The following is a 23149-nucleotide window of genomic DNA, read 5'->3' as shown; positions in this document are numbered from 1 at the left end:
CGCTAGGTGCCGCCACCGACAACGACCCGTAGGACGCGCGGCGCAGCCGGTGGACAGCGTCGGGAGGGCCGTGCTCGAGGCGTGTCCGCGGCTCGTCCGAGGTCGGGCCCGAGCAGGTTGTCGGTGCTCACCCTTAGCGTCTTCGGCGTAGTGGAAACCGAGTCGGAGACCAAGCGATCCGACCGAACCCGAAGGAGGACCACATGCACGACGAACTGCACATCGACTGCCGTACCTGCCCGGTCCGAGACCGGATGTGTGGCGACTGCATGGTCACCCATCTGTACGCACTCGCCCCGCCCGCCCCGCGACAGCCCGCACTCGACCGCGGCGAGCGAGCAGCGCTGGACATGTTCGTCTCACTCGGACTCGTCGACGTCGCGGACCTCGCGAGCGTCGAGGTGGAGGTGGATGAGACGGGCCTGCGTTCGGTCGGCTGACCTGGCGCTCCACCGATCTCGCCATCGGCGACGATGTGTCCATGGCTGAAGTCGACCGTCGCGGTGCCCTCACGGGGTTCGCCGGCCTGGTCGGTGTCGCCGTGCTGACGTCATGCGGTCGATCTGTCGAATCCGAGTCGTTCGAGACGTCGGCGACCTCCGCCCGTTCGACGAACCGCGCCCGCATCGTGCTCGACGCCCAAGGACTGCCGACGCAACTGCGAGCAGCAGTGAGCCGCGACGCCGAGAAGGCGGCGAGCATCGTCACGTCCTTGTGGGGTGATCAATCGCCCTGGCCGTCGGCAGGCGCGCACCTCCGCGCCTTCGCAGACCACGACGCGTTCGTTGCTGCCGGTGGGGACCGCAACGCACGATCCGTCACTGCGACCACCACCGAGGACGGCACCGTCCTCATCTCGCCATCCCTCCTCGAATCTCCCTCAGCAGCCAGGGTTTTCGTCCTTTCTCACGAGTTCACTCATGTCCGGCTCGGGGTTCGCTCCGCGGCTGCTCGATGGGTTGCCGAGGGCGCGGCCGAGCTCACGGCCTGGCACGCATCCGGTCTGTCGTTCGCGCAGTACGCACCGACCTTCGTGCGTCGTGTTCGAGCGGGTGACCGGCCATACGGGCCACCGTCGGACGCCCAGCTGGACTCGGACGCCGCCGACCTTCAGCGCGCCTACCAGCACGCCTGCGCCTACAGCGACTTCCTGCTCACGCGCACCGATCCGGTGGGCTACCGCCGTTTCGTCGTTTCCGCGGTCGCCGGAGGGCGACCCTTCGACGACCTGTTCGACGCCACCTTCGCCGCCACCCAGCGAGGCGCTCGGTGCATCGTTCGCCGAGCATCTGGCGAAACTTGCATCCGGCCGTCGATAGGGTGGCCGCATGGCCGACAGCACCCAGTCCACGATCGACATCGCCGCCGACGCGGCGACGGTTCTCGACATCATCGCCGACTTCGACGCCTACCCCGAGTGGGCGACCCAGGTGAAGAGCGCGAAGGTGCTCTCCGAGGACGAACTCGGGTGGCCGGAACAGGTCGAGTTCACCCTCGACGCTGCACCGATCCGCGACACCTACGTGCTGGAGTACGACTGGGACGTCACGGAGGACGGCACCGGATCGGTCAGCTGGCACCTGGTGCGGTCCGACCTGCTCAAAGGTCTCGACGGCACCTACAGCATCACCGGGTCGGGCGACACGACGTCCGTCACCTACAAGCTGGCGGTCGCCTTGAAGATGCCGCTCATCGGTGCGCTGCGCAACAAGGCCGAGCGCACGATCATCGACACGGCCCTCGCCGGCTTGAAGAAGCGCGCCGAGGGGTGAGCCCCAGGCTGCTGCTGGTCGGCGGCCCCGGAGGCTCCGGTTCATCGACCTGGGCCGCTGCGCTCGCCGACGACTGGGCCGCGCGCGGGCTCAGCGTCGGTGTGGTTTCACTCGACCCGAGATTCGGTGCCCACACGCTGACGACACACCGCGACGCCGTGATGGTCCGACCGGAGGTGGACCTTCCGGAGATGTTGTCGTCGGCGGCCCGGTCCTGGGGGCTCGATCCGTTCGTGGTGGACCAGGCGCTGGCGCTGCTGTCTGCCACGGGCGGCCCGGCGCTGTGGCAGCTCCCGCGCCTGCTCGAGCGCTTCGACCGGGTGGTGGTGGACGCCGGGGCGCAGCTGTCCGGACTCGTCCTGCAGGCTCACCGGCTGCCGTGGCTGCTGTCCGAGGCGGGCCCCCTGCACAGCGGCTGGTTGCGCGCCACGCGTCCGGTGATCGCTCTGGCGATGGGTTCATCGGCCATCGACAAAGCAGGCGCGAGTCGACTGGCGGCGGTGGCGGAAGACGCGGTTCGGTTGTCCGAACTGGTGATGTCCCGGGCGACGGCGTCCGTTCTGTGTGCGAGGAACGGGAGCCCGACTGCGAAAGTGCGGCACCACGCCTGCGCCCTCGCTCTTGCCCAGTGCCGTCTGGGGGCGGTCGTGACCGCGGGGGACGACGTCGTGCTGTGCGATGGCCCTCCGGTAGTTCCGATGTGGTCCGACCTGCCCCGGAACTGGGCCGAGAAGCTGGCAGACCCGCGCCGGGAATCGAGCGTCCGGGGGGACGCGCGAGATGGTGCTGTCACCTGGGAGTTGCCCTTGCCGTTCGTCGATCCGGCAGAGGTCGAACTCGAACAGTCAGGTAACCGGTTGACCGTTGCGGTGCAGGAGTCGCGCCGCACCTTCGTGCTTCCCTCACTGCTTGCGCGCCATGTCGCGACAGGTGCCACGGTTCGGCAAGGCATCCTTGGGGTGACATTCGAACCGACGCAGCCCGAGGAAACTTCGTGAACCAGCAGTCCGAACCACGTGCGCCCGAGACCGGCTCGGTCGCCGATGAGGCGATCAAGCTGATGGAATCGCTCGGCGCGTGGGCCGACACACAGGCACAGGCACAGGCGTCGGCTCAGTCGTCCGGTGCTCCCGCTCCGGACACGCAGGAAGCACCAAGGCAGGAGTCAGCCGAGAAGTCGACCACGGGTGGCTGTGACTGCAGTTCGACACACGCACCCAAGGTCTGTGCGGTATGTCCGGTCTGCCGCATCGGTTCGTTCGTCGAGAGCCTCGGCCCGGACGCGATGGAACGCATCGCCGATGTCATCGGGATGCTCGCCGGGAGCCTGCAGGAAGCGGCCCGGCAACGTCGCGGCATGCCGGAGCAGAAGTCGGCCGCCGAGGCCCAGCAGCCACCGCGAACGCACAAGGTTCCGGTCACGACAGAAGCCGGCACAGATCCGGACGCCGCGCGTCCCCGAACCGGCGGCGGTGACTCGGCAGAATGACCAGCGTGAATTCGACGCGAGCGACCATCGGTATCGACATCGGCGGCACGAAGATCGCCGGGGGACTCATCGCCCCCGACGGCACGATCCTCAAGCGCGACCGCCGCGACTCCCCGGCGCAGAACGTGGACGAGATCGCAGCGACAGTCGCCGACGTCATCAGCGATCTCGCCGAGGGCGAGGACGTGGAGCGGGCCGGCGTGGCGTGTGCGGGATACATCGACAAGTCCGGGACCACGGTCCTGTTCTCACCCAACCTCGCTTGGCGCGACGAACCGCTCAAGGAACGACTTGAGAAGTCGGTCGACATCGAAGTGACGATCGAGAACGACGCGAACGCCGCTGCCTACGGCGAGTTCATCCACGGAGCCGGCCACGACGTCGACGACATGGTGATGATCACGATCGGTACCGGAGTCGGTGGTGGCGTGATCATCGACGGTGAGCTCTTCCGGGGCTCCTACGGCATCGCCGCCGAGATCGGTCACATGCGCGTGGTGCCCGACGGTATTCGCTGCGGGTGCGGCAACCGCGGATGCCTGGAGAGCTACGGCAGCGGTCGCGCCCTCGTGCGTGAAGCCCGCGCACTGGTCGCCGGTGGCTCGCCGTACGCCGGCGGCCTCGCCGACAAGTGCGGGGGGACGCCGGACAACTCGAGGGCAAACACGTCACCGAGGCGGCACAAGCAGGGGATCCGGCCGCCGTCGAGCTGCTGGCCGACATCGGCCGATGGATCGGTGAAGGCGCCGCCTCGTTGACCTCGGTGCTCGACCCGGCTCGGTTTGTCATCGGTGGCGGTGTGGCCGATGCCGGCGACCTGCTTCTCGGACCCATCCGTGAGGGATTCGGCCGCCAGTTGACCGGCCGCGGTCACCGGCCGACCGCCACCTTCGAGATCGCCCAGCTCGGCAATGACGCCGGCATGGTCGGCGCAGCGGCCCTGGTGCGGCCGGCGAAGGCGTGAGCGCGAACGTGAAGCCCGGCCGGAGCGACGAACTCGCGATCGGGATCGACATCGGGGGCACGAAGGTCGCCGGCGGCATCGTCGACTCCGACGGCACCGTCGTTGCCCGGACTCGTCGGGACACCCCGCATCGTTCGACCGCGCCGCACGTCGTCGAGGACGTCATCGTCGACGCGGTCCAGGAACTCCTACGACACACCGAGCGCCGCCCGGTCGCGATCGGCATCGGCGCCGCGGGCTTCGTCTCCTCGGACCGGGCCACGGTCGTGTTCGCACCGCACCTGTCCTGGCGGCACGAGCCGCTGCGTGAGGCGTTGCGGCAACGGATCGACCTGCCGGTCTTCGTCGACAACGACGCGAACGCGTCCTGCTGGGCCGAGTGGCGCTTCGGAGCGGTGCGCGATGTGTCCCATGTCGTGATGGTCAACCTGGGCACCGGCATCGGCGGAGCGATTCTCACCGACGGTCAGATGCAGCGTGGCCGGTTCGGCATCGCGGGGGAGTTCGGCCACATGCAGGTCGTCCCCGACGGACACCGGTGTGAATGCGGTAACCGTGGCTGCTGGGAGCAGTACGCGAGCGGGAATGCGCTTGTGCGAGAAGCCCGTTCGATGATCGCAGCGAACTCGCCGATGGCCGCCGACATGGCCGCCATGGTCGATGGCGACGCCTCGAGACTGACCGGCCCGATGATCACCGAGGCCGCGCAAGGCGGCGACCCGACTGCCCAGGAACTCCTGGCCGAGATCGGTACCTGGCTGGGAGTGGGTCTGGCGAATCTGGCCAACGCGTTCGACCCGGGAGCCTTCGTGATCGGTGGAGGCGTCAGCGCGGCCGGTCCGATGCTGCTCGACCCGGCCCGCGCATCCTTCCGCAGGCACCTGTCCGGCCGTGGCTACCGGCCCGAGGCGCGCATCGTGAAAGCCGAACTCAGCAATGAAGCCGGTCTGGTCGGCGCCGCCGACCTGGCACGCACGGAGGTACTGGACGCATGAGGGCAGCGCACACCCTGCGGGTGGTGTCGTACAACGTCCGCGCTTTCAAGGACGACACGGACGCGTTGAAGGAGATCATCCGGCTGATGGAGCCGGATGTGCTGCTGGTGCAGGAGGCTCCCCGGCATCCGCTCTCCGGGCACCGGATCGCGCGGTTCGCGGCCGACATCGAAATGACCTGGGCGAACGGTAAGCGCGGCTGGATGAGCACCACGTTGCTGACCAGCCTGCGGGTGCACGTGCACGACAGCGTCCACCGCAACCTGGAGGTCCGCAAGGGCGACGAGCCGCGCGGGTATGCGCTGGCGACGATCAGCCTGCCCGGACACTCGCCGCTGCACGTCGCGAGCCTGCACATGTCGCTGCGTTCGGACGAGCGCAAACCGCAGGCGGCGGCTGTGATGAGCGTGCTGCAACCTGACGTCATTCCGGCGATCATCGGCGGCGATCTCAACGAGACCCCCGGGCACGACGTCTGGAAGATGTTCGGCGAGACGCTGCACGAGGCGACGCTGGACGAGTTCACTTTCCCCTCGAAAGCTCCGGTCAAGCGGATCGACGCGATCTTCGCCTCTGCGTCCCTGCCGCACAGCCGCCCGGTGTTCTCCCTCGATCCGGCGAAGCTCGCCCGCGCGACAGACCACCTGCCGCTCTATGTCGACTTCGACCTGAGTTCGCTCGCCCTGTAAGGACTACAGCCTGGCGCCGTCGTCGAAGGGGTCGTCCTCGTCCCGATTGGCGGGTTGACGAACCACCATCAGCACGATTCCGGCGATCGTGATGAGCACCGCCGCGACCCACCAGAGTGCGGCGGCGTAGCGGTCGAAGAAGAACAGGTAGAGCAGCCAGAGCGGCCCGCCGACCAGGCAGGCGATCGTTGCCCAGAAACCTTCGTCCTTGGGCAGTGGCGGGGGAGCGGGAGGGTGGAAGTCCTCCTCGTGCTCCTCGACGAAACCGGGGCCGGTGCCGGCGCGCCACTGCGTCGGGACGGTGAACGCCGCGGGTGCGGACGGCTCCGGATCTTCGAGGTCGATCGGTTCGGCGGCTGGGCCGTCCCAGTCGGTCATCATCTCCTCGAACCGTCGGTCGACCTCCTCGTCGGAGTGCGGGTGCTCGTCGGGGCGCTCGTCGCTCATGCGTTTCCTGCAACTCGTCGGGTGAAGTCGGTGACCGCTTCATGAATGCGCGGAGCGTCGTTGTCGAGGGTTGCGACGTGGTAGCTGTTCTCGAGCACGACATCGGTGACGTCGGTGCTCGAGATCCGGGAGAGAAACAGCTGCGCACTCGCCGGAGGCACGATGTGATCCACCCGAGAACGCAGCACCAACACCGGCTGCGTGATCTGCGGCAGGTCGCGGGTCACGCGGTGCCACAGCTGCGCCTGGGTGTGCAGCGGACGCAGCGGCATCCGCTCGTAGGCGTCGTGCGAGACGCCGTCCTTCTTGATGTCGCCGCCGATTCCGGAGACCGTCGAGCGCAGCCGTCGGGCAACCGGGATGAGGCGGAACTTCAGGTTCTTGGTGCGCATGACCGGGTTGATCACCACGAGTCCGGCGATCTCCGGGTTCCGTTGCACCAGAAGGGTGCTCAGCGTTGCGCCCATCGAGAGGCCACACGCGACCACGGTGTCGCATCGTTCCGTGAGTTCGGCGTACGCGCCCTCGAGTTCGGCGTACCAGTCGGTCCAGGTCGTGCCGTCGAGGTCCTGCCACGTGGTGCCGTGCCCGGGGAGTCGGGGAGCGCGAACGCTGAACCCCTCGTCGACCAGATGCTCGACCAACGGGCGCACCGCGGCCGGCGAGCCGGTGAATCCGTGGCAGACCAGGACGCCGGTGCGGGAGCCGTCGTGGACGATCGGGGTGGCACCCTCGCGGATCTGCATGACGTCCATCTTTACGCATGCCTGCGAGGTGGTGGCGGTGGGCGTTATGGTTCAGGCCGAAGCAATTCTTGGAGGCGCGGTGCTGTACTGGTTCTTGAAGCGGGTCCTGATCGGTCCTATTCTCAATCTGCTGTTCCGACCCTGGGTCGACGGTGAGAAGAACATCCCCGATAAGGGGCCGGCGATCTTCGCCAGCAACCACCTGTCGTTCTCCGACTCCTTCTTCCTCCCGCTGGTCGTGCCGCGCCGGATGACCTTCGTCGCCAAGGCCGACTACTTCACCGGCACCGGTATCAAGGGCCGCCTCACGGCCGCCTTCTTCCGTGGGGTCGGGCAGATACCGATCGACCGCGCCGGCGGATCCGCGTCGAGCGGGGCGTTGCAGTCCGGCCTCAACGTGCTACGCCGGGGCGAACTGTTCGGCATCTACCCCGAGGGGACCCGCAGCCCCGATGGGCGTCTCTACAAGGGCAAGACCGGCGTCGCTCGGCTTGCTCTGGAGGCCAAGTGCCCGGTCATCCCGGTCGCGATGATCGACACGGACAAAGCGCAGCCGACCGGTAAGAAGATCCCGAAGATCATGAGGATCGGCATCCGCATCGGCAAGCCGATGGACTTCTCGCGCTACGAAGGCATGCAGGACGACCGGTTCGTGCTGCGCAGCATCACCGATGAGGTGATGTACGAGCTGATGCTGTTGTCCGGCCAGGAGTACGTCGACGTGTACGCGTCCACGGTCAAGGACCGGATCGCGGCCAAGGCCAAGGAGATCGGCGGCGCGGCCGTCGCCGTCGGCAGCGGTGCCGCCCAGGCCATCGGCAACAAGGTGTCCCGACGTTCCGGCGAGGACGCCGGCGCGAAGGACGAGACCTCGCCGGAGGCATCCGAGGGCGGTCTCGCGATCGACCTCGAGACCGACGCCGACACGGTTGCTGGCACTGTCCACGACGCCGACGGTGACGCCGCTCACACCCCTTCGCAGAGCTGACGTCCCGCGCATCGGGCACCTGATTCGGACGTGGTGAGCGGCGCGTAGGCTTGCCGGGTGAGTACCACCGCACTGAACCCCGACGCCCTGAACGAGATGCCCGAGTGGCCGCAGCTGCCTGCCATGCAGCAGCCCACCTGGCCCGACCGTCAGGCCGTCGAGTATGTGCGCTCCGAGCTGGCTTCGCTGCCGCCGCTGGTGTTTGCGGGGGAGTGCGACGTGCTGCGCGATCGCCTTGCCGCGGCCGCGAAAGGTGAGGCCTTCGTGTTGCAGGGAGGCGACTGCGCCGAGATGTTCTCCGCGGCGACCGCAGCGAACATCCGCGACCGCATCAAGACGATCCTGCAGATGGCCGCAGTCCTCACCTATGGCGCGAGCACCCCGGTCGTGAAGCTCGGTCGCATCGCCGGCCAGTACGCCAAGCCGCGCAGCAAGGACACCGAGACCCGGGGTGACGTCACCCTCCCGGCGTACCGCGGCGACATGGTCAACGACTTCGCGTTCACCGAGGAATCCCGCACCCCCGACCCGCAGCGACTGCTGCGCGCCTACCACACCAGTGCCTCGACGCTGAACCTGGTGCGAGCCTTCACCACCGGTGGTTTCGCCGACCTGCGTCACGTGCACGAGTGGAACCGCGGGTTCATCGCCAACTCGGCGTACGCCCGCTACGAGTCGACGGCCCGCGACATCGACCGTGCGATGAAGTTCATGAAGGCGTGCGGCGCCGACTTCGATGCGATGAACGCCCGCACCGTGGAGTTCTTCGCCAGCCACGAGGCGTTGCTGCTCGATTACGAACAGCCGTTGACGCGGATCGACTCGCGGACCGGCAACCCGTACGCGGTCTCGGGCCACTTCGTCTGGGTGGGCGAGCGCACCCGCGACCTCGACGGCGCACACATCGACTTCGTGTCCCGCATCCACAACCCGATCGGCGTCAAGCTCGGCCCGAACGCCGACCCCGACGACGTGCTGCGGATGATCGACCGTCTCGACCCGCAGCGCACTCCCGGCCGCCTGACGTTCATCACCCGGATGGGCGCCGGTGTCGTCCGCGAGAAGTTGCCGAACCTGGTTCGGCGGGTGACCGAGTCGGGTGCCCAGGTCGTCTGGGTCTGCGACCCGATGCACGGCAACACCTTCGAGTCGCCCAGTGGCTACAAGACGCGTGAGTTCGACCAGATCGTCGATGAGGTGCGAGGCTTCTTCGAGGTGCACGCCGCGCTCGGCACGATCCCCGGTGGCGTGCACGTCGAGCTCACCGGCAACGACGTGACCGAGTGCCTCGGCGGTTCGGAACAGATTCTGGACGCCGACCTGGAGAAGCGGTACGAGACCGCTTGCGACCCGCGACTCAACCACCAACAGAGCCTGGAGTTGTCCTTCCTGGTCGCCGAGATGCTCGCGCAGCGCAGCCGCTGACGATCAGCAACAGAAAGGGGCCGGTTCACAGTGAACCGGTCCCTTTCTGTTGCGGCTGACGCGTCAGACGATCGACAGGGTGATCGTGCTGCCCTTCTTCACCGAGGTGCCGGGGCGCAGGCTTTGATCCCGGACGGTGTCGAAGAGCCCGCCGAAGAACCGGTCGAGTTTGACGGTGAATCCCTGTGACTCCAGGAGAGTCTTGGCGGCGCCGCTCTTCATGTCGATAACTCTGGGGACCTGGACCATCTCCGGCCCCTTGGAGACGATCAGTTCCACCGAGTCGCCCTTGTACAGGTTCGCGCCGCTGGCGGGAGTACTGCGGATGACCGAACCCTTGGCGACGTTTTCCGAGAACTCCTCCGTGCCGTAGGCCACCTTCAACCCAAGACGGGTCAACGAACCTTCAGCCTCAACTCGAGGTCGACCGGCAACGTTCGGGACCGGCACCGGCTGCTTGCCCTTGCTCACGACGAAATTGACCTTGGCACCCTTCTTGAGCGCGGTGCCGGGTGCCGGGGTGGACGAAATGACCGAGCCGGTCGGGACGCTCTCGTGGAAGGCCTGCGTCACGGTGCCCACGCCCAACTGCGCCTTCGTGATCGCCGCCCGCGCTGCAGCCTGCTTCGACCCCGCAAGTTTCGGGGCACTGAACCGCTCGGGCCCCTTGGAGACGGTGAGGGTGACGGTGGAGTTCTTGCGCTGCTCAGACCCGGCGCCCGGTTCGGCCCTGATGACCCTGCCCTGTGCGACGCTCTCGCTGAAGGTCTGTCGGACGCGTGCCTTGAGATCAGCCTTGCTGATCCGTTCGACCGCCGAGCCCTGGGCCAACCCGTTCACCGTCGGCACCTTTGTCGACCCCAACGGGCCGGACGTAAAGGCCCAGGCGGCGGCTGCGCCGAGCAGCAGCAACGCCACCAGGAACAGGACGACCAGCAGGAGACGGCGTCGAGGACGCCGGGAGTCCTCGCCCGGCTGATAGCCGCGGGTGTCGAGCGGATTGGTCTTGCTGTGGATGGCAGTGGTGTGCGACCTGCCGGCGTCCACCGGCTCGTGGTCGACCTGTGCATCGGTGGTCTCGGTGGTCTCGGCGTCCGAGGGGAGCGCACGGGTGCGCCGGTCGCCGTGATCGGTGTGATCGGTGTGATCGGTGTGATCGGTGTGATCGGTGTGTCCGGACTCGAGCCCGCGTCGCACCGTCCGGAGCGCGACCAGCAGGTCGGCGGCAGTGGCCGGGCGATCGTCCGGATCCTTGGCGGTGGCCTGGGCGATGAGGTCGTCCACAGTGTCCGGGATACCGCAGACGGCGTCCGACGCGCGCGGCATCGTGCCGTGCACGTGCTGGTACGCGACGTGGATCGGCGAGTCGCCCGGGAACGCCTTCTCGCCGGTGAGGATCTCGAAGAGCAACAGACCGGCGGAGTAGACGTCCGAACGCGCGTCGGCCGATCCGTGCTCCACCTGCTCGGGGGACAGGTAGGAGGCGGTGCCGAGCAGGATGTCGCTGTCGCCCGTGAGTGTGCTCGTGGTGACCGCACGTGCCAGTCCGAAGTCGGTGACCTTCACCTGGCCGGTCTGGCTGATCAGGACGTTCTCCGGCTTCACGTCACGATGTACCAGGCCGGCACGGTGCGCGGCGGCGAGGCCGTCGAGGATCGGGTCCATCAGGCCGAGGGCCTCGTCGACCGGTAGCGGTCCGCGCCGCCGGATCAGCTGGCGCAGCGTGTCACCCAGCACCAACTCCATCGCCAGGAACGCGTACTGCCCGTCCGAGCCCTGGTCGGTCACGGCGACGACGTTGGGGTGCCCCAGGCGGGCCGCCGAGCGCGCCTCGCGTCGGAACCGCGCGACGAACGCGTCGTCGCGCGCGAGGTCCGCACGCATCACCTTCAACGCGACGTCACGCTCGAGGCGCTCGTCGATCGCCACGAAGACCGAGCCCATCCCGCCGTCGGCGAGGTGCCGGGTGACGCGGTATCGACCGTCGATCACTCGTCCCACGATCGAGGCTTCACTGGCTGGACTCACCCGCAAATTCTAAGTTCCTTCCGCATCAGGGCCGGGGAGGTTGGGCTGCGTGTATGGCTCTGCCCGTCACGACGAGACCCGGCGCCGCATCGATCCGACGCACGACATGCCAAGCTGGTGCCGTGAACGATGTGGAAACCCTGGTCGGCTCCTGGCTGTCCGTGCCCGAAGTCGCCGATGCTCTCGGCCTGCCGCACCGCACCGTCCGCCGGATGATCGATGACGGTGAGTTGCTCGCTGCACGCATCGGCTCCAACGAGGCGCTGGCGGTACCGGCCGCCTTCGTCAAGGACGGCGAACTGCTGCCGGCGCTAATGGGCACGATCACGGTGCTGCGCGATGCGCATCTCACCGCCGACGAGGCGCTGCGCTGGTTGTTCACCCCGGACGAGACCCTGCCGGTGGTCGGTTCACCCATCACGATGTTGCAGCTCGGCCGCAAGGCAGAAGTGCGCAAACGGGCCAGCGAACTGGCCTGGTGAGGCACGCCCTCCCGGGCTGAACGGTCAGGCTGCGCGCGCGACGGCGATGCCGATCAATTCGCGCAACATCTGCTCGCCCTCCGGATCGAGGTCGGCCCGGTCGAGTGCCGAGCCGGCTTCACGGCTCAGGTCGGTGATCATCTGCTCGACCCGCTCGACCGCGCCGGACGTGGTGATCCAGTCCCGCAGTCGACCGATTCCGTCGTCGTCGAGATCGTCGTGTCCGAAGGATTCGTTGAACAAGCTGACCTCCCCGGCGGAACTGTTGTCGAGCGCCAGGGCGATCAACACGGTGCGCTTGCCCTCGCGCAGGTCGTCACCGGCGGGCTTGCCGGTGGCTTCCGGGTCGCCGTAGACACCGAGCAGGTCATCGCGCAGTTGGAACGCTTCGCCGAGTGCGAGGCCGTACTCGGACAGCGCCGACTCGGTGTCGGCGTCGACGCCGAACGCGGTCGCGCCGATGAGCAGAGGCTGTTCGACGGTGTACTTGGCACTCTTGTAACGGATCACGAGTCGGGCCCGTTCGATGCGGTCCTGCGTCGAGGCCGACTCCCACGGGCGCACCGATTCCAGGACGTCGAGGTACTGGCCGCCCATGAGCTGAGTCCGCATCCGGTCGAACACGACGCGACCTCGAGCCAGTTCGTCGGCCGGCAGCCCACTGGTGCTGTACAACTCGTCGGTCCAGTTCAGGCACAGATCGCCGGCGAGAATCGCGGCGGCTTCGCCGAATCGGTCCGATTCACCGTCCCAGCCGTGCTCCCGGTGCAACGCCGCGAGCGTGCGATGTGCGGTGGGCATACCGCGACGGGTGTCGCTGCGATCCATCACATCGTCGTGCAGCAACGCCGCTGCCTGGAAGACCTCCATGGCGGTCGCCACCTGCACGATCGCGTCGTCGTGTCGTCCGCCGGCGGCACGGTAACCCCAGTAGCAGAACGCGGCACGTAGTCGCTTCCCGCCACGCAGCAGCGCGTTGATCGGCGCGATCAGGGCGTCCATCTCCGGGCCGATCGGCGCGAGCTCGGCGGTGTGGTGGGCGTGTGCGCGATCAAGGACGGTCTGAACCTGGGCGCGCAACTCCTCGAGGGGAAGGGGCTGGTTCACACGGGGTCCTCTCGGCGGGCTTCATCGGGGGTTACTCACGAGTCGGTCACTGACGGGTCGAGGGCCGGGTAACCGCTAAGGTCGCCCACATGCCCGCTGCGAGCGCTCGTCCGCACCCAAGCATTCCAGACCTGCTCCACGCGCCCGACACGGCGTTCAGTTTCGAGTTCTTCCCGCCGAAGGACGACGCGAGTGAAGCGATCCTGTGGGATTCCATCCGGCGCGTCGAGCGGATCCGACCCTCGTTCGTCTCCGTCACCTACGGCGCAGGGGGCTCGACCCGTGACCGGACGGTACGCGTCACCAGCCGGATCGAGCACGAGACGACACTCACCACGATGGCGCACCTGACCTGTGTCGGTTCCTCGACGACCGAGCTGCGTCAGATCGTCGGCCAGTACGCGGGTGCGGGCATCCGCAACATCCTCGCCCTGCGCGGCGACCCCGCTGGTGGGCTGGGCACGCCGTGGACCCCCCACCCGGAGGGTCTCGACCACGCCGACCAACTGGTCGGTCTGATTCGAGAGCTCGGCGAGTTCACCGTCGGAGTGGCCGCATTTCCCGACAAGCACCCGGAGTCGGGGTCGCTCGAGGACGACGCTCAGGTTCTGATCCGCAAGGCGCAGGCGGGTGCGTCCTTCGCGATCACCCAGATGGTCACCGACGTCGACGCCTACCTGCGCCTGCGCGACCTGGTCGCCGCATCCGGGCGATCGATTCCGATCGTTCCCGGACTGATGCCGGTGACTGCCTACGGCCAGCTGCAACGGATGACCGAACTCAACGGTCAGCCGTTGGCCGCGGAGGTCGTCGAGCGCATCGAGGCGGTGAAGGACGACAAGTCGGCCGTCCGGGAGGTCGGCATCCAGATCTGCACGGAGCACGCGCAGCGCATGCTGGCCGAAGGTGCGCCCGGTCTTCACTTCATCACGATGAACCGGTCGACCGCGACGCTGGAAGTGCACCGCAACCTGGTCGGCTGAACGCTTGCGCGACGGGTTGTCGGTGGGGGAACCTACTGTATGAGCGTTCGAACATGAGTTCGAACAACTCGTTCGGTCCACCCCTTCGCAGGAGGCGCCATGTCCACCGTCACCAGCCCGACCCCGCTCGCCACCGGGGTCCTCGATCTCATCGATCGCTCCCGCGGTTGCCTGCTCGAGGCCTGTCATCAACAGGACGTCATCGAGCGGTACCGCTGCGCACAGCTGGCCGCCTTGCGCGCAGCGGCTGCGTTGCTGGCCGCGCGGAGCCGGCGCAACGCCAGGTCGGGTCCTCGGTCGGTGTGGGAGGTCGTCCCGACCGTCGCTCCCGAGCTCGCCGAGTGGGCGACCTACTTCACCGACACCGGGCGCCGGGGGCAGATCTTCGATCGGGGAGCACAGCGGCCCACCGTGCGCGAAGCCGACGATCTGATTCGCGCCGGTGAGACCTTCCTCGGGCTCGTGCTTCGCTGTCTGGGTCTGCCGATGGCGTCCGTTCTGGGCGCCGGGCTCGACGCCGCGGTGGCTCCGTCGATGGCGCGGTGAGTCGCGGCCGGAAATTCAAAGTGACGAGTTCTGCTGCCCGGCCTACCATGCGGCCCGCCGGCGACTTATCCTCAGAAGTACACGTCGATGCTCGACGTGCATCCGGAACATTTCTGCTGGGAGGTCGACCGTGCCGCTGTCGGAGCACGAGCAACGCATGCTCGAGCAGATGGAACGCGCGTTGTCCGAAGAGGACCCGAAGTTCGCCTCCCAGATGCGTGCGGTCACCAGCCCGCGACGCGGACGCCTGATGATCGCCGCGTTCGGGATGATGATGGGCCTCGCGGTCGCCGTCGTCGGGGTGATGAACAACCTCATCTGGCTCGGCGTCGTGGGCTTCGTGGTGATGGTGGCTGTCGCGGCATGGGCCTTCAACGGCTCTGGTTCGGCCGCGAACCTCGGCACCGTGCAGGACGACGGCACTGTTCGTCCGGCTGAACCCCGCGGGCACCGTCCACGTGGTGGGCGAGGTCGCGGCGTGAGTCGCCCGGGCAAGCAGCGATCCTCCGGTTCATTCATGCAGCGGCTCGAGGCGCGCTGGGAGAAGCGTCGTCGCGAGCAGTGGTGACTCGTCGGTCGGCTTCTCAGCGAGTGAGAAGTAGCCCGCCCACCCACAGCAATGACACGGTGACCGCTGCCGCGAGTTCGATTCCGATGCTGGACAGCACCGCTTTCAAGGCCATCTTGGTCGAGGTCCACGCTGCCGAGGGATTGCGCAGGCGTACCTGCTCGGCGAGGTATACGCCGGCGATGAAACCGAGGAAGAGCCCCACATAGGGGATCACGAAGAAGCCGATCGTGGCCAGCACGATGCCCGCGAGGCGGGACCGCCCGGGGACGCCTGCCTGGCGCAGCGACCTGTTCGGGATCTGGTACTGCAGGAACCAGCCGATCAGCGCGATCACGACACTGATCCCGAAGATCACCCAGGCGGTCGTCGATCCGTTGTCCCAGGCCCACAGCAGGACACCGGCCTCGACCACGAGCAGGCCGGGCAGGACCGGCACGATGAGGCCGAGGATGCCGATGAGGATGAGTGCGCCGGCCAGAAGAGTCACGGGTTCCACGCGATGAACCTATCGCCCGGACAAGCGAATCGCCCGCACCGAGAACGGTGCGGGCGATTCGTTCTCACCGGCATGCCGGTGGGGTGTCTGTCGCGCTGTCAGTCCTGAGCAGCGTGCAGGCGGTCGGTCTCGTCGATGACTTCTTCGGCGACGTCCTGAAGCTTGTCCAAGTGGCTGCGTCCGTGGTGGGCGCAGAACAGCAGCTCCATGTCGCCGGCAAGACGGGCCCGGATAAATGCCTGAGCGCCGCATCGGTCACAGCGGTCAGCGGCGGTCAGCGTAGGTGCGAGTGCAGTGGCCATTGGGTCCATCCTTTCGTCGGGCGCCGAGACGCCGTCAGTTTCCTCTCGAGGAGGTCGTTCGTCACGACGGTCGATGCCCCCTCGCGGTTGCAACGGTGTGCGCCGTTCCGATGAGACAACATCCAAGCACCTCCGTGTGTTCCCGGAGGGGTTCTTCACCGGTGTGGCGTGTGCCATATCCGATCTGTGACCAGAACTGTCACCAGCCTCGGTCGGCCAGCCTCCCGGCGATGTCGGTGAGCGCGGTTACGCTGCGAGCGCCGTCCCGCACGAAGGAGTTCGACCCCCGTGGTTCCTCGCAGTACATCGTCCGCCTCCGAATACAACGCTCGGCACCTGCAGGTGCTCGAAGGTCTCGAAGCGGTGCGCAAGCGTCCGGGCATGTACATCGGGTCGACCGATGGGCGCGGTCTCATGCACTGCCTGTGGGAGATCATCGACAACGCCGTCGACGAGGCGCTCGGCGGTCACGGCGATCGCATCGAGGTCACGTTGTTCGCCGACGGGTCGGTGCAGGTCAGCGACCACGGCCGAGGCATCCCGGTCGACATCGAACCTCGCACCGGACTCTCGGGTGTCGAGGTCGTGTTCACCAAGCTGCACGCGGGTGGCAAGTTCGGCGGAGGCTCCTACACCGCCTCCGGTGGCCTGCACGGCGTCGGCGCATCGGTCGTCAACGCGCTCTCGGCGCGACTCGACGTCGAGGTCGACCGGGCGGGAAAGACGTACGGGATGAGCTTCCGCCGCGGCGAACCCGGCACGTTCGCCGGCGACGGCCCGGACGCGCCGTTCACTCCGTTCGAGGTGGGCAGCGAACTCGCGGTCGTGGGCAAGGCCAAGCGTGGGGTCACCGGTTGCCGCATCCGTTACTGGGCCGACGACCAGATCTTCCTCAAGAACGCACGGTTCGACTACGAAGGTCTGCTGGATCGTGCACGCCAGACCTCGTTCCTGATTCCCGGTCTGGCGATCGCCATCCGCGACGAACGCGGTCTGCCCGAGACTCCCGGTGCCGATGGTCCCCACGAAGAGTTGTTCCTGCACGACGGTGGCATCAGTGAGTTCACCGAGTACCTCGCCGCCGACCCTGCGGTCACCGACGTGTGGCGCTTGCAGGGTGAGAGCACGTTCACCGAGACGGTGCCGGTGCTGGACGACAAGGGCCACATGATGCCGACCGAGGTCGAGCGCAACTGCGTCGTCGACATCGCGCTGAGGTGGGGCACGGGCTACGACACGAAGGTGAAGTCGTTCGTCAACATCATCGCAACGCCCAAGGGCGGCACCCACGTCAGCGGGTTCGAGCAGTCGCTGCTCAAGGTCTTCCGCAAGCAGTTGGAGGTCAACTCACGTCGGCTCAAGGTCGGCAACGACAAGGTCGACAAGGACGACATCCTGGCGGGACTCACCGCCGTCGTCACCGTCCGGCTGGCGGAGCCGCAGTTCGAGGGGCAGACCAAGGAGGTGCTGGGCACCTCGGCGGTGCGGGCCATCGTCAGCAAGGTCGTCGAACAGGAACTCACCGCCAACCTCACCTCGGGCAAGCGTGACTTGAAGACCCAGTCGACCCAGCTGCTGGAGAAGGTCGTGTCGGAGATGAAGACGCGCATCAGCGCGCGTCTTCACAAGGAAACCCAGCGCCGCAAGACAGCGCTCGAATCCTCTTCTCTGCCATCGAAATTGAAGGACTGTCGCTCCACCGACTCCGAACGCACCGAGCTGTTCATCGTCGAGGGAGACTCCGCGCTCGGCACCGGCATGGCGGCCCGTAACTCCGAATATCAGGCGTTGCTGCCGATCCGCGGCAAGATCCTCAACGTGCAGAAGGCGTCCGTGGGCGACATGCTCAAGAACGCCGAGTGCGCCTCGATCATCCAGGTCGTCGGTGGCGGTTCCGGTCGTTCCTTCGACCCGGAGATAGTGCGTTACGGCAAGGTCATCCTGATGACCGACGCGGACGTCGACGGTGCGCACATCCGCACCCTGCTGTTGACGTTGTTCTTCCGGTACATGCGTCCGTTGGTCGAGGCCGGCAAGGTGTACGCCGCCGTGCCTCCGCTGCACCGCATCGAGACCAGTGCGCAGGGCCGCAGCAAGGGAGAGGTGATCTACACCTACTCCGAGGCGCAGATGCGCAAGACGATGGCCGACCTGCAGAAGAAGGGCCGTCACATCAAGCAGCCGCAGCGCTACAAGGGGTTGGGCGAGATGGACGCCGACCAGCTGGCCGAGACGACGATGGAGCCGCGCCATCGCACACTGCGCCGGGTCACACTCGCCGACGCCGAGGCCGCCGAGCGGATGTTCGATCTGCTGATGGGCTCGGAGGTCGCGCCCCGCAAGGACTTCATCGTCGACAACGCAGCGGGCCTCGATCTCGAGCGCATCGACGCCTGAGATCGGGCCCGCCGGGTCAGGGCTGCTACGCGGTCAGTCCTCGAACTCGACGTCCTCGTCCTCGATGTCGACATCCTCTTCGTCGGGGGACTGCTCATCGTCGTCCACGACGTGCAGCGCCGCTTCCTCCGCGGGTTCGGTCTCGTCGCGCCGCTGGTACGCCGAGTCGTCGACCTCGTCGGGGTCACCGATGAAGTCCTGGTCGGCCGGGATCGCGTCCGGGTCGTCACCGCCGGCCATGGCGTCGTCGCGTAACGCCTCCGCCTCTTCCTCCGGCGCGCCGTAGGCGGTGCCTTCCTCGGGGATTTCCTGCCCGATGCGCTGGTCGATCGTCTCTTCCTCGTCGTCGTCGAGGAACTCCCCAGCCCGCGGCTGTCGCTCCGGCGGTGTCCAGGGTTCATCGTCGCTGTCGTTCGGGTCGTCGAGATAGGTCTCGGCGTCCCGGCGCTCCTGCGGGTCGAGTTCGGTGCTGCCGAAGTCGCTGTTCCATTCCTTCGATTCGTCGCTCATCCCCCCACCGTACGACCCGGAAGAGGTGGTCGGGTCGCTGCGCAGGGTGGCCGTTGTCGGCGGCTGATGCGAACATATGTTCGTGTCCGGTGAGGGAGTGGTCGAGGGACCGATGCTGCACGCCGATCTCGACTCGTTCTACGCCTCCGTCGAGCAGCGCGACGACCCTCGGCTGCGTGGGCGTCCCGTCGCGGTCGGCGGTGGGATCATCATGGCGGCCTCCTATGAAGCCAAGGCGTACGGCGTCTCGACACCGATGGGCGAGCGCATCGCCCGCCAACTGTGTCCTGATCTGCTGGTCGTGCCGATGCGGCCGAAGGTCTACATGGAAGCCAGTCGGGCGGTTTTCGAGATCTTCCACGACCTCACGCCGAACGTCGAAGGAATTTCGGTCGACGAAGCGTTCCTGGACGTCGGCGGACTCGCCCGTCTGGTCGGTTCACCGTCCCAGGTCGCTGCGCTGCTGCGGCAGCGGGTGCGGGACGAGGTGGGGTTGCCGATCTCGGTCGGGGTAGCTCGCACGAAGTACCTCGCAAAGATCGCGAGCGCGGTCAGCAAGCCCGACGGCTTGCTGGTCGTTCCACACGACGGCGAGGAGGATTTCCTGTACCCGCTCCCGATCGAACGGCTGTGGGGAGTCGGTAAGAAGACGTCGGAGAAGTTGCACGCCAAGGGAATTCGCACGATCGGGCAGCTCGCCGAGCTCGAGCATCGGTCATTGTCCGAGACAGTCGGCAAGGCCTCGGGGCGACACCTGTTCGCACTGGCGCATTTCCAGGATCCGCGTCCGGTCGAGCGGGGTCGGCGTCGCCGATCGATCGGCTCGCAGCGGGCGTTCGGCCCCGGGCGGCGTAGTGATGCCGAACTCGACCAGATCCTCGTCGGCATCGTCGACCGGGTCATGGGTCGAGTCCGTGACGGTGGCCGACCAGGGGCGACAATCACCGTCCGGGTTCGGTTCGGCGACTACGAGCGGGTCGCCAGATCACGCACGCTGCCTCGACCCACGATGGCCACCGAGACCGTGCTGCGGATCTCCCGTGAACTGTTGCTCGGGCTACGCCCGCTGATCGCTGACCGCGGAATCACGTTGCTGGGCTTGACGATCGGTGCTCTCGACGCAAGCGGCACCACGCAGTTGATGTTGCCCTTCGACGCCCACCAATCCGGTGTCCTCGACACTGCGTTGGACGAGGTGCGCGAGAAGTTCGGGTCGGGTTCGGTGCGGCGCGGTGTGTTGGTCGGCAGCTCGGACGGGTTCGACGTGCCGATGCTGCCCGACGGAATGTGACTCAGTCGGGGTCCTGCGGCCAGGTCCACCGCACCCCGACGGTGCCCGGACCGACATTGCATATCCTCGGAATCGAGGTGGCAGGTGCTCCGGCCGATTCGCCCCGGGGGGCGGCCTAGACTGCGCCGCATGGTGAAGCTGCAGATCGCCCAGGATGTCGAAGCCGACGAGTTGCTCTCCAGTGATCCGTTCGCGCTGTTGGTCGGAATGCTGCTGGATCAGCAGTATCCGATGGAGCACGCCTTCCGTGGTCCGGCCAAGATCGCGTCCCGCCTAGGCACGATCGACCCGAGAGTGATTGCCGCACAGGAGCCCGAGCAGTTCGCCGACCTTGCCTCCACCCCTCCGGCGATCCATCGGTACGGCCGTTCGATGGCCGGTCGCGTGCAGCAGCTGGCTCAGGTCGTCGTCGCCGAGTACGACGGCGACGCGTCGAAGATCTGGTCGACTGCCGGCGACACCAAGGAACTGCTCAAACGATTGAAGGCTCTGCCGGGCTACGGCGACCAGAAGGCCCGCATCTTCGCCGCCCTGCTGGCCAAGCGGCTCGACGTCCGGTCGGACGGCTGGCGTGAGGTGATCGGACCCTACGCAGAGGAAGGGAGCTTCCGGTCGGTGGCGGACGTCGTCGACGGTGAGTCGCTGCAGAAGGTGCGCGACTTCAAGAAGCAGACCAAAGCCGCGGCCAAGGCGAAGGCGGCTGAGGAGTCGAGCTGAATGTAGGCAATAGCCTTCATCCGTAGTACTTTAGGCATATGCCTGAATCGGACGCGGTGAAGGGTTCGGTCGTCGTCACGGCCGACCAGATCGGTAGTCGCAAGGGAGGCGACAACGTCCCGGCGGCGCTGGACGCCCTCGCGCAACTGCGGCTCGGACGAAGCTCGCGCCGATTCGCGCGTACAGCCGGTGACGAGATTCAGGGCTTGGTCACCGATTCGGCTGCGGTGGTGTCTGTCATCGAGACCCTCACGCGGCTCGGTGGCTGGCGTATAGGCATCGGTATCGGCGATGTCGATCGTCCTGTTCCGCGTGACGTCCGTGCCGCGAACGGTCCGGCCTTCCTCGCCGCCCGCGATGCGCTCAACACCGCGCGCAGCGCGCCGCAGGATCTACGCGTCGTGGGCCCTCCCGCATGCGCTGAAGCCGAAGCAGTGCTGTGGCTGTTGCTGAGTGTGTGGCGTCGCCGGACGCCGGCCGGCTGGGAAGCGTGCACCGTCGCCGCCGACGGTCGACCACAGCAGCAGGTTGCCAAGAGCCTGGGTATCACCGCTTCGGCGGTGAGCCAGCGGCTGCGATCGAGTGGGTTCGCCGAGACGCAGGCGGGGGCGCGGCTGGTCGAGCGACTGCTCGACCGGGCTCGCGCCGAGACTGTCGGTGGTCCCGGCTAGCGTGCACACCATGGATCGGGGATCGGCGCTCATCGTCACGGTGATCGGCTTCGTGGCCGTCCTGGTCGGCGGGCTGCTCACCATGCTCTGCTTCCGGGTCGTCGACCGCGGCAGCCACTCGACGCCGCCGGCGGCGGACGCCGACGAACACTCCGTCGAAGCCGCAGGGTCGAGCCTGCGCGGGGGCGCGTGGATCGGGGGTCTGGAGCGGCTGGCGATCTACTCGGGACTTCTTCTCGGTTGGCCCGAAGCGATCCCGATCGTGCTGGCTGTCAAGGGCCTGGGTCGATACCCGGAACTGAAGAACGGCGACAACTCGGCGGTGGCCGAGCGATTCATCATCGGCACCTTCGTCAGTGTGCTCTGGGCCTGCGGATGCGCGGGAGTTGCGCACTGGTTGATCAGCTGAGCCAGAACATCCACCTGGACAGGGTCGCCTGCTGCCTAGACCGAGCGTTTGGTCGCGCCGTCCGGGTAGAGGCTGAGCGCTGCGCGGCGGGTGGCATTGGCGGCGCCCCGGACCGACGCGCCGGGCAGGATCTGGGCCAGCTCGGCATCAAGGGTGCGGTCTCGTCGGTCTGCATGTGATGTATCTGGCGCTCTAGTCGAGCAACTCCACGGTCCAGTAGTTCGACGGTTTCGGCTGCTTCAGGCACGAGTCCTTGAGGTCTGGCCCGGCGCACGAGGTGACTTGCACACGCCAGGTGCGCCCGTTCCGGTGCTGCACCCGCATTCGGTCGACGTCCTCCTCCTCGACGGTGAATGCGTCCAGGGCGAGTTCACCGCTCTCGGCGCGGACGGCGGCTTCGGCGGCCTGCGCGGGTGGTGCGAGCACGCTGCGCCCCCGGTTGTGCGACAACGAATTCAGCGAGGCCGCCACCTCGCGCCGGCGTTCCGCGTCGTATGCGTCGAGCGCCGTCTGCCCGGTCAGTCGGGCGTAGGTCTGACCGGAGGGAAGCATGACCGCAGTGGGTGCGAACCGGTGTCCGCCCGTGTGCGAGCACTCCCACACGCGTCCGGGGTGTTGTTCGGACGCGTGTGCCGCCACCGGTCGGCCCCGTACCGCACAACACTGGTCGCGTTTACTGTTGGCGCAGACCAGGAGGGCGACGTCGCGTGTCTCCTCCAGCAGCGGCACCACCTGGCTCACAGCATCCGGACCTTCGGCGATGTGCAGGCGCCAATCGATACGGAGCAGGTCAGCCGGATCACCCAGCGATCCTTCCAACAGCCACGGGTCATCGGCCGATCCGCCTGCGACGAAACAGAATCGTGAGAGTGAAGTGTCGTGGGTGTCGACGTGTCGACCCGGTCGGCGGATGAGCAACAGCCGACCTCCGGCGTCCGAGATCGCGCGTTCGAGCGCAGGGCCGATACCTTCCGGCAAATGAGCTGTCGCGATGGCGTCATGACCCCACGGTCCGTTCTGTTCCAGCGCGACCCAGAACTGCGCCACCGATGCCGAACCCGGCGCCGGGAGCCCGGCTTCGTCCCACTGCCGCGAACACTGCGTCACGTCACTCATGCGGGCCA

General features: G+C 67.3%; 26 protein-coding genes and 1 pseudogene. 19 read left to right on the top strand and 8 right to left on the bottom strand.

The annotated features are described in order from the left end of the window. The first annotated feature begins 203 nt into the window (after positions 1-203). The 8 genes and pseudogenes from MF407_RS08335 (at position 204) to MF407_RS08305 (ending at position 5909) form a co-directional block, all read left to right on the top strand. Positions 204-440: a hypothetical protein gene (locus MF407_RS08335; RefSeq protein ID WP_239702004.1), complete on the top strand. Its 237-nt coding sequence runs from the start codon at positions 204-206 to the stop codon at positions 438-440. Between the two features lie 888 nt (positions 441-1328). Further along, positions 1329-1772, top strand: coding sequence for an SRPBCC family protein (locus tag MF407_RS08330; protein WP_129624015.1), 444 nt, complete (start codon positions 1329-1331; stop codon positions 1770-1772). Continuing rightward, positions 1769-2770, top strand: a complete 1002-nt coding sequence (locus tag MF407_RS15865) for a hypothetical protein (protein WP_239702003.1) — start codon at positions 1769-1771, stop codon at positions 2768-2770. The genes MF407_RS08330 and MF407_RS15865 overlap by 4 nt, the downstream gene beginning before the upstream one ends. Beyond that, entirely contained in the window at positions 2767-3261 is a 495-nt protein-coding gene (locus MF407_RS08320; RefSeq protein ID WP_239702002.1) for a hypothetical protein, read from the top strand. Before MF407_RS15865 ends, MF407_RS08320 begins: the two co-directional genes overlap by 4 nt. Beyond that, positions 3258-3785 (top strand): annotated as a pseudogene (locus MF407_RS15860) (ROK family protein); the annotation flags it as partial. The gene MF407_RS08320 and the pseudogene MF407_RS15860, both read left to right, overlap by 4 nt. Before the next feature lie 107 nt (positions 3786-3892). Further along, entirely contained in the window at positions 3893-4225 is a 333-nt protein-coding gene (locus MF407_RS15855; protein ID WP_345770845.1) for an ROK family protein, read from the top strand. Then, complete coding sequence (locus MF407_RS08310; RefSeq protein WP_239702001.1) at positions 4222-5220, top strand: ROK family glucokinase; 999 nt, start codon at positions 4222-4224, stop codon at positions 5218-5220. The genes MF407_RS15855 and MF407_RS08310 overlap by 4 nt, the downstream gene beginning before the upstream one ends. Beyond that, positions 5217-5909 (top strand): endonuclease/exonuclease/phosphatase family protein, encoded by a 693-nt coding sequence (locus MF407_RS08305; RefSeq protein ID WP_239702000.1) that lies wholly within the window; start codon positions 5217-5219, stop codon positions 5907-5909. The genes MF407_RS08310 and MF407_RS08305 overlap by 4 nt, the downstream gene beginning before the upstream one ends. Before the next feature lie 3 nt (positions 5910-5912). On the opposite strand, the gene MF407_RS08300 is transcribed toward MF407_RS08305, so the two are convergent. Next, positions 5913-6356, bottom strand: a complete 444-nt coding sequence (locus MF407_RS08300; protein WP_239701999.1) for a hypothetical protein — start codon at positions 6354-6356, stop codon at positions 5913-5915. Next, the gene (locus MF407_RS08295) at positions 6353-7102 is read right to left on the bottom strand and encodes an alpha/beta fold hydrolase (protein ID WP_129624009.1); all 750 of its coding nucleotides are present in this window, start codon (positions 7100-7102) and stop codon (positions 6353-6355) included. Before MF407_RS08295 ends, MF407_RS08300 begins: the two co-directional genes overlap by 4 nt. A 79-nt stretch (positions 7103-7181) precedes the next feature. Between MF407_RS08295 and MF407_RS08290 the strand changes: the two genes are divergently transcribed. Beyond that, positions 7182-8090, top strand: a complete 909-nt coding sequence (locus MF407_RS08290) for a lysophospholipid acyltransferase family protein (protein WP_129624150.1) — start codon at positions 7182-7184, stop codon at positions 8088-8090. Between the two features lie 96 nt (positions 8091-8186). Further along, positions 8187-9515, top strand: a complete 1329-nt coding sequence (locus MF407_RS08285) for a 3-deoxy-7-phosphoheptulonate synthase class II (protein ID WP_239702882.1) — start codon at positions 8187-8189, stop codon at positions 9513-9515. A 63-nt stretch (positions 9516-9578) separates the two neighbouring features. On the opposite strand, the gene pknB is transcribed toward MF407_RS08285, so the two are convergent. Continuing rightward, positions 9579-11543 carry a Stk1 family PASTA domain-containing Ser/Thr kinase gene (pknB, locus tag MF407_RS08280; RefSeq protein WP_239701998.1) on the bottom strand — a complete coding sequence of 655 codons (1965 nt, stop codon included), beginning with the start codon at positions 11541-11543 and terminating at the stop codon, positions 9579-9581. A gap of 122 nt (positions 11544-11665) precedes the next feature. Between pknB and MF407_RS08275 the strand changes: the two genes are divergently transcribed. Then, a complete protein-coding gene (locus MF407_RS08275; protein ID WP_239701997.1) occupies positions 11666-12025 on the top strand; it encodes an Rv2175c family DNA-binding protein in 360 nt (119 codons plus the stop codon). Between the two features lie 24 nt (positions 12026-12049). Here MF407_RS08275 and MF407_RS08270 read toward each other — a convergent pair whose 3' ends face one another. After that, entirely contained in the window at positions 12050-13132 is a 1083-nt protein-coding gene (locus MF407_RS08270; protein ID WP_239701996.1) for a polyprenyl synthetase family protein, read from the bottom strand. An 89-nt stretch (positions 13133-13221) separates the two neighbouring features. Between MF407_RS08270 and metF the strand changes: the two genes are divergently transcribed. The 3 genes from metF to MF407_RS08255 all read left to right on the top strand — a co-directional run bounded on the left by metF (position 13222) and on the right by MF407_RS08255 (position 15229). Then, positions 13222-14115 carry a methylenetetrahydrofolate reductase [NAD(P)H] gene (gene metF / locus MF407_RS08265; protein ID WP_239701995.1) on the top strand — a complete coding sequence of 298 codons (894 nt, stop codon included), beginning with the start codon at positions 13222-13224 and terminating at the stop codon, positions 14113-14115. A gap of 99 nt (positions 14116-14214) precedes the next feature. Further along, a complete protein-coding gene (locus MF407_RS08260; RefSeq protein ID WP_129624006.1) occupies positions 14215-14661 on the top strand; it encodes an SAV_6107 family HEPN domain-containing protein in 447 nt (148 codons plus the stop codon). Positions 14662-14791: 130 nt separating this feature from the next. Then, positions 14792-15229 (top strand): DUF3040 domain-containing protein, encoded by a 438-nt coding sequence (locus MF407_RS08255; protein ID WP_129624005.1) that lies wholly within the window; start codon positions 14792-14794, stop codon positions 15227-15229. Between the two features lie 16 nt (positions 15230-15245). On the opposite strand, the gene MF407_RS08250 is transcribed toward MF407_RS08255, so the two are convergent. Further along, positions 15246-15728 carry a DUF456 domain-containing protein gene (locus MF407_RS08250; RefSeq protein ID WP_239701993.1) on the bottom strand — a complete coding sequence of 161 codons (483 nt, stop codon included), beginning with the start codon at positions 15726-15728 and terminating at the stop codon, positions 15246-15248. 98 nt (positions 15729-15826) lie between these two features. After that, a complete protein-coding gene (locus MF407_RS08245; protein WP_129624003.1) occupies positions 15827-16030 on the bottom strand; it encodes a hypothetical protein in 204 nt (67 codons plus the stop codon). Between the two features lie 288 nt (positions 16031-16318). Here MF407_RS08245 and MF407_RS08240 point away from each other — a divergent pair, with 288 nt between their 5' ends. Then, positions 16319-18427, top strand: coding sequence for a DNA topoisomerase IV subunit B (locus MF407_RS08240; protein WP_239701992.1), 2109 nt, complete (start codon positions 16319-16321; stop codon positions 18425-18427). A 33-nt stretch (positions 18428-18460) separates the two neighbouring features. On the opposite strand, the gene MF407_RS08235 is transcribed toward MF407_RS08240, so the two are convergent. Continuing rightward, positions 18461-18937 (bottom strand): hypothetical protein, encoded by a 477-nt coding sequence (locus MF407_RS08235; protein ID WP_239701991.1) that lies wholly within the window; start codon positions 18935-18937, stop codon positions 18461-18463. A gap of 82 nt (positions 18938-19019) precedes the next feature. Here MF407_RS08235 and dinB point away from each other — a divergent pair, with 82 nt between their 5' ends. The 4 genes from dinB (at position 19020) to MF407_RS08215 (ending at position 22025) form a co-directional block, all read left to right on the top strand. Continuing rightward, a complete protein-coding gene (gene dinB, locus MF407_RS08230) occupies positions 19020-20228 on the top strand; it encodes a DNA polymerase IV (RefSeq protein WP_239701990.1) in 1209 nt (402 codons plus the stop codon). A 129-nt stretch (positions 20229-20357) separates the two neighbouring features. Next, the gene (locus MF407_RS08225) at positions 20358-20945 is read left to right on the top strand and encodes an HhH-GPD-type base excision DNA repair protein (protein WP_129623999.1); all 588 of its coding nucleotides are present in this window, start codon (positions 20358-20360) and stop codon (positions 20943-20945) included. A gap of 38 nt (positions 20946-20983) precedes the next feature. Continuing rightward, a complete protein-coding gene (locus MF407_RS08220) occupies positions 20984-21616 on the top strand; it encodes a transposase (RefSeq protein WP_129623998.1) in 633 nt (210 codons plus the stop codon). 10 nt (positions 21617-21626) lie between these two features. Next, the gene (locus tag MF407_RS08215) at positions 21627-22025 is read left to right on the top strand and encodes a hypothetical protein (RefSeq protein WP_239701989.1); all 399 of its coding nucleotides are present in this window, start codon (positions 21627-21629) and stop codon (positions 22023-22025) included. A 192-nt stretch (positions 22026-22217) separates the two neighbouring features. Here MF407_RS08215 and MF407_RS08210 read toward each other — a convergent pair whose 3' ends face one another. Continuing rightward, on the bottom strand, positions 22218-23141 hold the full coding sequence (locus MF407_RS08210) for a sucrase ferredoxin (protein WP_129623996.1): 924 nt from the start codon (positions 23139-23141) through the stop codon (positions 22218-22220). Positions 23142-23149: the final 8 nt, after the last annotated feature.

It is taken from the genome of Yimella sp. NH-Cas1 (assembly GCF_022359705.1).
Taxonomy (GTDB): domain Bacteria; phylum Actinomycetota; class Actinomycetes; order Actinomycetales; family Dermatophilaceae; genus Yimella; species Yimella lutea.
The sequence above is the reverse complement of the archived record's forward strand: the minus strand, read 5'-3'. Positions and strand labels throughout refer to the sequence as shown.